This window comes from Pseudomonas sp. NFACC24-1, from assembly GCF_900115235.1.
GTDB classification, from domain to species: domain Bacteria; phylum Pseudomonadota; class Gammaproteobacteria; order Pseudomonadales; family Pseudomonadaceae; genus Aquipseudomonas; species Aquipseudomonas fluorescens_AA.
In genome coordinates, this window is sequence record NZ_FOVS01000047.1 from 26,384 (window position 1) to 37,025 (window position 10,642).

Consider the following 10,642-nt stretch of genomic DNA (forward strand, 5'->3'; position numbering starts at 1 on the left):
ACACAACCCTTTGTGGTGAGGGGATTTATCTCCTCACCACCGATGAATGCCTCCAAAAGATTGCGACAGACTCGAATCAGAGCTGCCCGTCACGATCCCTGAAGCCCAGCAGGTACAACACCCCATCCAGCCCCAGGGTGGAAATCGCTTGCCTGGCCGACTGCTTGACCAGTGGCTTGGCGCGGAATGCCACACCCAGGCCCGCGATCGCCAGCATCGGCAGGTCGTTGGCGCCGTCGCCCACGGCGATGGTCTGCTCCAGGCGCAGGCCTTCTTTTTCAGCCAGTTCACGCAGCAGGTCCGCCTTGCGCTGAGCATCGACGATCGGCTCGACGGCCACGCCGGTCACCTTGCCGTCCACCACTTCCAGCTCGTTGGCGAATACGTAGTCGATACCGAGCTTGGCCTGCAACTGCTTGGCGAAGTAGGTGAAGCCGCCGGACAGGATGGCGGTCTTGTAGCCCAGGCGCTTGAGTTCGGCGAACAGGGTTTCGGCGCCTTCGGTCAGGCGCAGGGAAGCGCCAATGGAATCCAGCACGCTGACGTCCAGGCCTTTAAGCAGGGCCAGGCGCTCCTTGAAGCTGGCACGGAAATCCAGCTCGCCGGCCATGGCTCGCTCGGTGATGGCCGAGACCTTGTCGCCCACGCCAGCCGCCTTGGCCAGTTCGTCGATGACTTCGGCCTCGATCAGCGTCGAGTCCATGTCGAACACCGCCAGGCGGCGGTTGCGGCGGAACAGCGAATCTTCCTGGAAGGCGATGTCGACGTTCAGCTCCTGGGCCACGCTGAGGAACTCGGCACGCAACGCCTGGGGATCGGCCGGCTCACCGCGCACCGAAAACTCGATACAGCCCTTGCCCTTGTCGGCCGGGGTGTCCAGCGGCATGCGCCCGGACAGACGGTCGATGTGGTCGATGTTCAGGCCATACTGGGCGGTGATCGAACTGACGCGTTGCAACTGCTCGGCAGTAACCTTGCGGGTCAACAGGGTCACGATATGGCGCTTCTTGCCCTGGCCGGCCACCCAATGCTGGTAGTCCTCCTCGGACACCGGAGTGAAGCGCACCTGCTGGTCGAGCTTGTAGGCAGTGAACAGGATGTCCTTGAGCACGGACTTGCTTTGTTCGGCGTCCGGGATTTCAACCAGGATGCCAAACGACAGCGTGTCATGGATCACCGCCTGACCGATGTCGAGAATGTTCACACCACCCTGGGCCAGAACGCCGGTAATGGCCGCAGTCAGACCCGGACGGTCGCTGCCAGTGATGTTTATCAGGACGATTTCGCGCAAGGCGCACCCCCGCAGGTGGAAAAAAACCGCATTCTACCCACATTCAGTGACCATCGGGCACCGCCAGTGCTTTGCCGGTCATGGGCCTGTCGCTATACTGCGCGTCAATTTCACGGACAAAGAGCCGAGCTCAGTGAACCGGCCCACGCCAGTCAAAACCGACAACTTCTTCCTGCTGATCTTCCGTGCGCTGCGTCACCGTCGTGTGCCGATCGCATTGCGCATTGCCAGCCATAACGTCATCCTGGTCGCCCTGGCCCTGGTCATCTATGCCTGCGTGATGGGTTTGCAATTCAAGCAGGCGATGCACGAGCAGGCCGATGCCCTGGGTGAAAGCCTGACCACCCAGACCGCCACGTCCGCCACCGAGCTGCTGGTGTCCAACGACATCCTCAGCCTCAACGTGCTGCTCAACAACCTGACCAAGAACAAGCTGGTGGCCCACGCCGCCATCTATAGCGTGGACAACCGCATCCTCGCCGAGGCCGGCCAGCGCCCCAAACCTGGCCTGCTGGGCGAGTCCGGCGGCATGTACCAGAGCAAGATCACCTTCCAAGACGTGACCGCCGGGCAATTGCGCATCAGCCTGGACATGGACCAGTTCCAGCAACCGATGACCATCAGCCTGCAAAGCATGGGCATCCTCAGCGCGATCCTGTTGGCGCTGGCCCTGGCCCTGAGCCTGCGCCTGGGGCGGCACATCTCCACGCCACTGCTGCAATTGCGCGTCTGGCTGCGGGACATCGACGAACACACGCCGGCCACCCAGCGCCAGGACGAGATCGGCGACCTGGCCCGGCAACTGCACGCCAGCTTCGCCCCGGAACCCGAGCCCCTGCCGGAACCTGAAGACCTCGACTACACGGACGACGACGATTCCGAGCCAGGCTTCGAAGTACGCAACCTGCGCGATCCGGGGTTCGACGAAAGCCAGCCGATGCCGGCCTCCAAACCGGCCCCACGCCACGTGGTGCGCGCAGTAGAAGACGAGGAAGACGACGACGCCTTCGCCGACCTGCGTGACGAGTCGGTCAATGGGGCACCTCTGCCGGTCGCCAAGCCTGTGGCCTCGAACCTGCCCCAGCACAGCGCCGTACTGGCCGTGCAACTGGGCGCCCAGGATCAATTGCGTCGCCTGCCCCAGGCGCGCCTGAAGGAGTTGCTCGAGCGCTACCGCGACTGCCTCGACCAGGCCGCATCGCTCTATCAAGGCGAATTGCACACCTTGAACGACGGCAGCACGCTGATGCTGTTCCACACCGAAGACAGCGGCGACGACTACCTGACCAATGCCATTTGCTGCGGTGAGTTGCTGCGCGCCTTGGGTCACCAGTTGCAGATCGAAGTCGCCGACAGCGGCATCACCCTGCAACTGCAATTGGGCCTGACCTTGGGCGATGGCTTGTTCGGCTTGAGCCAGATCGACCTGCTGCTGACCGAAACCGCCCAGGACGCCCTGGCGCTGTCGCAACACAGCCGCAACCTGCTGCTGGTGGAGCGCAAGATCAACGACGACGCCCTGATCCGCCAGCGCGCGCGCATCCGCCCCATCGCCAGCCCCGAAGGCGCGTGTTGCGTGGAGCGCTTGATGGAGCCTTACCCATCGATGCTGGAGCGGCAACTGGCGCGGATGCATGAGCGCCAGGCCTGATATCCAGTAGTTGAAGCGAACAAAAGCCCGCAGATGAGTGATTATCTGCGGGCTTTTTTGTTGCCTATCCTGGCCTCTTCGCGGGCAAGCCCGCGAAGAGGCCAGGATAGGCCCCGACAATCCAACCGGCAGAAACAACAAAGCCCGCATCAACGCGGGCTTTGTGGTGTATCCGGGTCCAACCGTCAGAACCTGAACACTTCCATGTCCGTACGAATCGGCAAGGCCATGGGAATCTTGTCCTTTTCCTTCTCTACCGGCTTGGCCGGGGCTGGCGCGGCCTTGCGAGGCACTTCGGCGACAGGCGGCTGGTTGGCCAGGGGCTTGAGCGACACCGACAACTGTTCGGCCAGGCGTTGCAGGAGCACGCCCTGGGCCTGGACCTGTGCCGCCGTGGTGCCGGCATGCTGCTCTTGCAGATGAACGATGCGGTTCTCACGCACCTTGCCACGACGGTCGATCAACCGCCATTGGGCATCGAGCACTGCCGGCTGGGCTTTACCCGAGTCCAGGCGGGTAATCGACAGCAGTACCTGCACATCCGGGGTGAAACCCTGGGTCGCCGGTGCCAGCACCACGCGCTGGCTGTCCAGGTGCCCGGCGACCTGGCGCAACAGCAACTGATCGATGTCAGAGGAAAGGCTGCCGGCCCAACGGCCGTCAGTGGCGGCTTGCAGGCTGCCGTCCGGTTGGCGTTGCAACAAGGTTTCTCGCTGCAGGTAATCAGCGATCAGAACCGGGCCGAGCAATACGGCCATGCCTGTGCTTTGCGCAGGCTGGGCCGGGGTTCCGCTGTCCAATTGGTACAGCGACACCGGCTGGTTCATGCTGCAGCCCGCCAGGCCAAGCAGGCCGGCGAGCCACAAAATAGGGAGGCGCAGAGCAGTCATCGTTCCGTCCAGGTGGCAGCCACAAGGCTTGCCACAGTGAAAAAATACTCGGTCAATGTGAAGAACGCTCGGCTACGCCGGCGCTTGAAAGGGCCTATCATCCGTGAATATGCGCGCCGACTCCAGCGCGAAAGCATCGATCTGCGGCATTTAATCGCAGACCGAGCCCTCTACTACGCCTAATTGAGGTTTTCGACGAGCAGCGCATCGACCCGCTGAAAGCCCCTCGGTAGCTTGTTGCCCCGCCGACCGCGCTCACCCTTGTAATGCTCAAGATCGTCCGCCTTCAACGAAAGCGTACGCTTTCCTGCCTGTAGCACAAGCGTGGCGCCCTCCGGCAACACTGCAATATCCGTGACATATTCCTCACGGCTGGCGACCCGTTCGCCGGAAATACCAATAATCTTGTTGCCCTTGCCTTTACCCAGCTGTGGCAGGTCACTGATCTTGAACACCAGCAACCGCCCTTCGGTGGTCACCGACGCCAGCCAGTTGCTCTCTCGATCGGCCACCGGGCGCGGCGCAATCACCTTGGCGTTGTTCGGCAGGCTCAACAGCGCCTTGCCCGCCTTGTTCTTGGCTTGCAGGTCCTCGCCCTTGACCACGAACCCGTAACCCGCGTCCGATGCAATGACGTACAGTCCATTATCATCAGGCATCAGCACGCATTCAAAAGTTGCACCCGGTGGTGGTGTTAAACGACCGGTCAGCGGTTCGCCCTGGCCGCGAGCTGATGGCAAGGTATGCGCCGGCACGGAATAACTACGGCCAGTGGAGTCGACGAACACTGCAAACTGGTTGGAACGCCCGGCCGCCAAGGCCTTGAAGCCGTCCCCGGCCTTGTAGGAAAGCCCCGTCGCGTCAATATCATGACCCTTGGCCGAGCGTACCCAGCCTTTCTCCGACAGCACGACGGTGACTTTCTCATTCGGCAGCAGATCGTGCTCAGTCAGGGCCTTGGCTTCGGCACGTTCGACGATCGGCGAGCGACGGTCGTCACCATAGGTTTCGGCGTCCTTGAGCAGCTCGGTGCGTACCAGCTTCTTGAGCTTGGCTTCGCTGCCCAGCAGGGCTTGCAGCTTGGCCTGTTCCTTGAGCAGTTCATCCTGCTCGGCGCGCAGCTTCATCTCTTCCAACCGCGCCAACTGCCGCAGACGGGTGTCGAGGATGTAGTCGGCCTGGATTTCGCTCAGGTCAAAGCGGGCGATCAGGCTGGCCTTGGGGTGCTCCTCGGTGCGGATGATGTGGATCACTTCATCCAGGTTGAGATAGGCGATCAGCAAGCCGTCCAACAGGTGCAGGCGGCGCTCGACCTTGTCCAGGCGGAATTGCAGGCGCCGGCGCACGGTCTTGACCCGGAACTCCAGCCACTCCACCAGCAATGCCCGCAGGTTTTTCAGCTGCGGCTTGCCGTCCAGGCCGATGATGTTGATGTTGACGCGGTAGCTGGACTCCAGGTCGGTGCTGGCGAACAGGTGCTGCATCAGCGCGTCGTGGTCGACCCGGCTGTTGACCGGGATGATCACGATGCGGCAGGGGTTTTCATGGTCAGACTCGTCGCGCAGGTCCGCCACTTGCGGAGCTTTCGACGGTTTTGCCTGCATCATCGCCGCAATTTGCTCCAAGACCTTGGCCCCGGAGACTTGATGCGGCAATGCCGTGACAATGATGTCGCCATCTTCGATGTGGTACACGGCGCGCATGCGCACCGAACCGCGACCGGTCTCGTAGATTTTCAGCAGGTCGGCGCGCGGCGTGATGATTTCCGCTTCGGTCGGATAGTCCGGGCCCTGGATGTGTTCGCAGAGCTGTTCCACCGTGGCTTTCGGCTCGTCCAGCAGACGCACGCACGCCGTGGCCACTTCCCGCAGGTTGTGGGGTGGCACGTCGGTGGCCATGCCCACGGCGATGCCGGTGGTGCCATTGAGCAGGATGTTCGGCAAACGTGCTGGCAGAACCAGGGGTTCGTCGAGGGTGCCGTCGAAGTTCGGCCCCCAGTCCGCGGTGCCCTGGCCCAGTTCGCTGAGCAACACCTCGGAATAGCGCGACAGCCGCGCCTCGGTGTAACGCATGGCCGCGAAGGACTTGGGATCGTCCGGCGCACCCCAGTTACCCTGGCCGTCCACCAGCGTGTAGCGATAGCTGAACGGCTGGGCCATCAGCACCATGGCTTCGTAGCAGGCCGAATCGCCGTGGGGGTGGAACTTGCCGAGCACGTCACCGACGGTACGCGCCGATTTCTTGTGCTTGGAATCCGCATCCAGCCCCAGCTCACTCATGGCATAGATGATCCGCCGCTGAACCGGCTTCAAACCGTCGCCGATGTGCGGCAAGGCACGGTCCATGATCACGTACATGGAGTAATTGAGGTAGGCATTTTCGGTGAAGTCAGCCAGCGATCGGCGTTCTACGCCGTCTAAGCTGTCTGCAAGAATGTCGCTCATGCGGGCCTCATCAGTTCGTTGTCTGGCGCAGCAGCATGGTGCCGTCGCGCTGGGTAAATTCAAGTTTGTTCAGGGCGCTCATGCCCAGCAGCACTTGCGTGCCACCCAGGCCGGGCGCCACCAGGGCACGGACATCGCGCAAGACGATGTCGCCCAATTGCAGCCGGTCGACGCGGGTACGGTAGCCCTCGCTCACACCGTTGGCGGTACTCAAGGTCACGCCGAATCCTTTTTCCAGCTTGAGGCGCTCGGCCAGCTCCATCGGAATCGCCACGTCAGTGGCACCGGTGTCGAGCATGAAATCCACCGGCTGGCCGTTGATCTGGCCGCTGGCGACGAAATGCCCCTGTTGATTGCCGACCAGCTTCACCTCGATAAAACCTTCACCTTTTTGCGAGTACACCTGGGTATTGGGGTTTTGCTGGCGCTGCTCCCATTGGGCAAAAAACCGCGTCGCCAGAAACAGCGCGGCGCACCAGGCCAGGATCATCAACACCCGACCGGCGCGCTTGCCCGGCAACGGCTGGCTCACGGCGAGGCACTCCAGCCACCCTCGGGCGCGGCGAAGCGCCAGACGATTGGCCGCTGTTCACCGTCGGCCCGCTTGCCATCGTTGTTGTCCAGGCCGATCCAGGCCCCCTCGGCATCCACCACCAGCGCTTCGGCCAGCCCGTAGGGCTGGGGATAACGGCGGTTATCCTGCAACGCCTCGGCGGCGAACGACCAGCAACGCTCGACCTGGGCGGTCTGCGGGTCACGCCGGCAGATCTGATAGGCGTTGCGCTCCAGGGTAAACAGCTTGCCATTGAACAATGACAGGTCCGCGAAATCCCGCGAAACCGCCTTGGCCTTGGGGAACTGCGCTGGCTGCATTTCCCGCCCGGCTTCGCTCAGCAACACGCAATTGCCATCGCAGTCCCACACCGTCTGCTGACGCTTGAGCAGCAGCAGGCCGCGACGTTCGCGCTCGGCCGCCAACCACAGCTGGTCACCGGCCGGGTTGACCGCCAAGCCTTCGAACAACGCATTGAAATGCAGCAGCATGCCGCTGGCGCGGGCCTGGCGGATCAGGGTGGGGGCAATTTTCAGCCAGGACGCGGGGCCCGACGGCGGCACCTGCAATACCGCGGCATGGGACTCACTGACCACATAACGGTTGCCGGCGCTGTCACAGCTGATGCCTTCGAAATCCAGCTCGCCACCGCGCAGGAACGACGCCGCCCAGGTCCGTGAGCTCAAGCCCCAGGGCAAACCGCTGTCCGGCACCTTCGGCACCTCGATTTCAACCACCTCGGCCTGCCAGACCGGCGCCTCGGAGGGTGCGAGGCGATAGATCCGGTCGTCGTCGCGATCGGACACCGTCCACATCTCGCCGCCGCACAGCGCCAGCCCGGACAGGTTGCCACCGCGCATGCCATCGACGGCGTGCTCGGACAGCAGCTTCAGTTCCGGCGCAGGCCCTGCGACTACCGCCCCCGCCCACAGCCACAACGCCAGGGCGAAACCGTTGCGCATCAGGCCAGCACCTCGGCCAGGTCCCCTTTGGATTCGAGCCAGGACTTGCGGTCGCCGGCGCGCTTCTTCGCCAGCAACATGTCCATCATTTCCGAGGTCGCTTCGAAATCATCCAGGGTCAACTGCACCAGGCGGCGAGTGTTCGGATCCATGGTGGTTTCGCGCAACTGCGGCGGGTTCATCTCGCCCAGGCCCTTGAATCGGGTGACCTGCGGCTTGCCACGTTTCTTCTCGGCCACCAGGCGATCCAGAATGCCATCGCGCTCGGCTTCGTCCAGGGCGTAGTAGATTTCCTTGCCCAGATCGATGCGGTACAGCGGCGGCATCGCCACATAGACGTGACCGGCGTCCACCAACGGGCGGAAATGCTGGACGAACAAGGCGCAGAGCAACGTGGCGATGTGCAGGCCGTCGGAGTCGGCGTCGGCCAGGATGCAGATCTTGCCGTAGCGCAGCTGGCTCATGTCCTCGGCGCCCGGGTCGACGCCGATGGCCACGGCGATGTTATGCACTTCCTGGCTGGCCAGCACTTCGCTGCCGTCCACCTCCCAGGTGTTGAGGATCTTGCCTCGCAGCGGCAGGATGGCCTGGAACTCTTTGTCCCGCGCCTGCTTGGCCGAACCGCCGGCGGAGTCACCTTCCACCAGGAACAGCTCGGAACGCATCGGGTCCTGCCCGGCGCAATCGGCCAGTTTGCCCGGCAAGGCCGGCCCCTGGGTGATGCGCTTGCGCTCGACCTTCTTGCTGGCCTTGAGACGACGACCGGCGTTATTGATCGCCAGCTCCGCCAAGGCCAGGCCGGTTTCCGGGTTGGCGTTGAGCCACAGGCTGAACGCGTCCTTGACCACCCCGGAAACAAACGCCGCCGCCTCACGGGACGACAGGCGTTCCTTGGTCTGGCCGGAGAATTGCGGTTCCTGCATCTTCATCGACAGGACAAAGGCGATGCGTTCCCAAACGTCTTCCGGCGCCAGCTTCACACCACGGGGCAGCAGGTTGCGGAACTCGCAGAACTCACGCATGGCATCGAGCAGGCCCTGGCGCAAGCCGTTGACGTGGGTGCCGCCCTGGGCCGTAGGGATCAGGTTGACGTAGCTTTCCTGGACGCTTTCGCCCCCTTCGGGCAGCCACAACAGCGCCCAGTCCACCGCTTCCTTATTGCCGGCCAGGCTGCCGCAGAACGGCTCGTCGGGCAGGCGTTCAAAACCGCTGACCGCGTCCACCAGGTAAGAGCGAAGACCGTCTTCGTAATGCCATTCGACTTTCTCGCCGGTGGCCTTGTCCTCGAAACTGACCAGCAGCCCCGGGCACAACACGGCCTTGGCCTTGAGCACGTGCTTGAGGCGGCTGACGGAAAACTTCGGTGAATCGAAATATTTCGGGTCCGGGGCGAAATACACGCTGGTCCCGGTGTTGCGCTTGCCGACCGTGCCCACCACTTCCAGCTCGGTGGCCTTGTAGCCATCGGCGAAGGTCATCTGGTATTCGTTGCCGTCACGCTTGACCCGCACCCGCACCTGGGTCGACAAGGCGTTGACCACGGAAATACCCACCCCGTGCAGACCGCCGGAGAACTGGTAGTTCTTGTTGGAAAACTTGCCGCCGGCGTGGAGCTTGGTGAGGATCAGCTCGACGCCCGACACACCCTCTTCAGGGTGTATGTCCACCGGCATGCCGCGGCCGTCATCGCTGACTTCCAGCGAGTGATCGGCGTGCAGGATGACCTGCACCGACTTCGCATGCCCGGCCAAGGCTTCGTCGACACTGTTGTCGATGACTTCCTGGGCGAGGTGGTTCGGCCGACTGGTGTCGGTGTACATGCCGGGGCGCTTGCGCACCGGGTCGAGGCCCGAGAGGACTTCGATGGCGTCTGCGTTATAAGAGCTAGCGCTGGGAGTGGCCATGGGGTCTCGTCGTCAGTGTTCAATGAAAAAGGGGCGATGGCTCACAGCGACGTGAAGTCGATCGCCTGGTACAAATCGGCGCCAATGCCGGCAAAACTCAACAGCGCCGGCAACTGCTGGGCAAACCCTTGGAAACTGTGGTCGCCGCCGGCCTGGATGCGCAAGGCACAGGCGCGGTAATACTGCTGGGCGTGGCGATAATCCAGCGTTTCGTCCCCGGTTTGCAACCATACCTGATACCGCTGCGGATCCTGGGGCGCCGGCACTTCCAGCTCGGCCAGGGCCGTCACGTGGTCGTGGGTCAATTCCCAGGTTTCGTCGGTGTACAAATTCTTCTGTGTGCCCAGGTAACCGTCGAACATCCGATGCGGGCTGACGGCCGGGTTGACCAACAGGGCCTTGAGGCCGTGGCGCTCGGCCAAGTGAGTCGCATAGTAGCCGCCGAGCGAGCTGCCGACTAGCAGCGGTCGGCCCAGTTGTGCAATCGCCTGTTCCAGCTGACCGATGGCTTGGCGGGGGTGGTGGTGCAGGGCTGGGACTTGTAGATGGTCGCTCAGACCCAATTGCGCCATTACGTCGATCAACTGGCTGGCCTTGGTCGACGCGGGGGCGCTGTTGAAGCCGTGGATATAAAGGATAGAACCCGACATTGCCGACTCCCTGGGTGTGGGGCAAAGGCCGGAGTTTACAGGGAGTTTGTGGGGGTTTGGGGGTGATCTGTTCATACAAGACAACACAAAACCCTGTGGCGAGGGGATTTATCCCCGCTGGGGTGCGAAGCGGCCCCCTACAGCTGGATTGGGTACATATCCATTTCTGCGGTAACGGCCACTTAGGGTTCCGCCCTGACGGCGGGTCACTTTCGAAAAGCGCGAAAGTAACCAAAGCGCTTCTGCCCCACCACTCGGCACCTCGCCTAGGCTCGGTGTGCCCTCACTCCGGCATTG

At 62.8% G+C, this 10,642-nt stretch carries 8 protein-coding genes; 1 reads left to right on the forward strand and 7 read right to left on the reverse strand.

What is annotated here, in order from left to right; translation table 11 throughout:
- Nucleotides 1-76: 76 nt before the first annotated feature.
- On the reverse strand, nt 77-1,291 hold the full coding sequence (gene serB / locus BM317_RS27755) for a phosphoserine phosphatase SerB (protein WP_092476996.1): 1,215 nt from the start codon (nt 1,289-1,291) through the stop codon (nt 77-79).
- Nucleotides 1,292-1,424: 133 nt separating this feature from the next.
- Here serB and BM317_RS27760 point away from each other — a divergent pair, with 133 nt between their 5' ends.
- Nucleotides 1,425-2,942 carry an AhpA/YtjB family protein gene (locus tag BM317_RS27760; RefSeq protein ID WP_092176130.1) on the forward strand — a complete coding sequence of 506 codons (1,518 nt, stop codon included), beginning with the start codon at nt 1,425-1,427 and terminating at the stop codon, nt 2,940-2,942.
- A 185-nt stretch (nt 2,943-3,127) separates the two neighbouring features.
- Here BM317_RS27760 and BM317_RS27765 read toward each other — a convergent pair whose 3' ends face one another.
- From BM317_RS27765 to BM317_RS27790, 6 genes are all read right to left on the reverse strand, one after another.
- On the reverse strand, nt 3,128-3,832 hold the full coding sequence (locus BM317_RS27765) for a PqiC family protein (protein ID WP_060739438.1): 705 nt from the start codon (nt 3,830-3,832) through the stop codon (nt 3,128-3,130).
- A gap of 179 nt (nt 3,833-4,011) precedes the next feature.
- The gene (parC, locus tag BM317_RS27770; protein WP_072407118.1) at nt 4,012-6,276 is read right to left on the reverse strand and encodes a DNA topoisomerase IV subunit A; all 2,265 of its coding nucleotides are present in this window, start codon (nt 6,274-6,276) and stop codon (nt 4,012-4,014) included.
- 10 nt (nt 6,277-6,286) lie between these two features.
- Entirely contained in the window at nt 6,287-6,808 is a 522-nt protein-coding gene (locus BM317_RS27775) for a retropepsin-like aspartic protease family protein (protein WP_060739440.1), read from the reverse strand.
- On the reverse strand, nt 6,805-7,791 hold the full coding sequence (locus tag BM317_RS27780) for an esterase-like activity of phytase family protein (RefSeq protein ID WP_092476998.1): 987 nt from the start codon (nt 7,789-7,791) through the stop codon (nt 6,805-6,807). The genes BM317_RS27775 and BM317_RS27780 overlap by 4 nt, the downstream gene beginning before the upstream one ends.
- On the reverse strand, nt 7,791-9,695 hold the full coding sequence (parE, locus tag BM317_RS27785; protein ID WP_053181455.1) for a DNA topoisomerase IV subunit B: 1,905 nt from the start codon (nt 9,693-9,695) through the stop codon (nt 7,791-7,793). The genes BM317_RS27780 and parE overlap by 1 nt, the downstream gene beginning before the upstream one ends.
- Before the next feature lie 41 nt (nt 9,696-9,736).
- The gene (locus BM317_RS27790; RefSeq protein ID WP_092176118.1) at nt 9,737-10,345 is read right to left on the reverse strand and encodes a YqiA/YcfP family alpha/beta fold hydrolase; all 609 of its coding nucleotides are present in this window, start codon (nt 10,343-10,345) and stop codon (nt 9,737-9,739) included.
- Nucleotides 10,346-10,642: the final 297 nt, after the last annotated feature.

Bases quoted from the DNA above. Each gene is read 5' to 3' on its own strand.
- BM317_RS27765 (WP_060739438.1), bottom strand. From the start codon at position 3,832: ATGACTGCTCTGCGCCTCCCTATTTTGTGGCTCGCCGGCCTGCTTGGC.
- parC (WP_072407118.1), bottom strand. From the start codon at position 6,276: ATGAGCGACATTCTTGCAGACAGCTTAGACGGCGTAGAACGCCGATCG.
- BM317_RS27780 (WP_092476998.1), bottom strand. From the start codon at position 7,791: ATGCGCAACGGTTTCGCCCTGGCGTTGTGGCTGTGGGCGGGGGCGGTA.
- parE (WP_053181455.1), bottom strand. From the start codon at position 9,695: ATGGCCACTCCCAGCGCTAGCTCTTATAACGCAGACGCCATCGAAGTC.
- BM317_RS27790 (WP_092176118.1), bottom strand. From the start codon at position 10,345: ATGTCGGGTTCTATCCTTTATATCCACGGCTTCAACAGCGCCCCCGCG.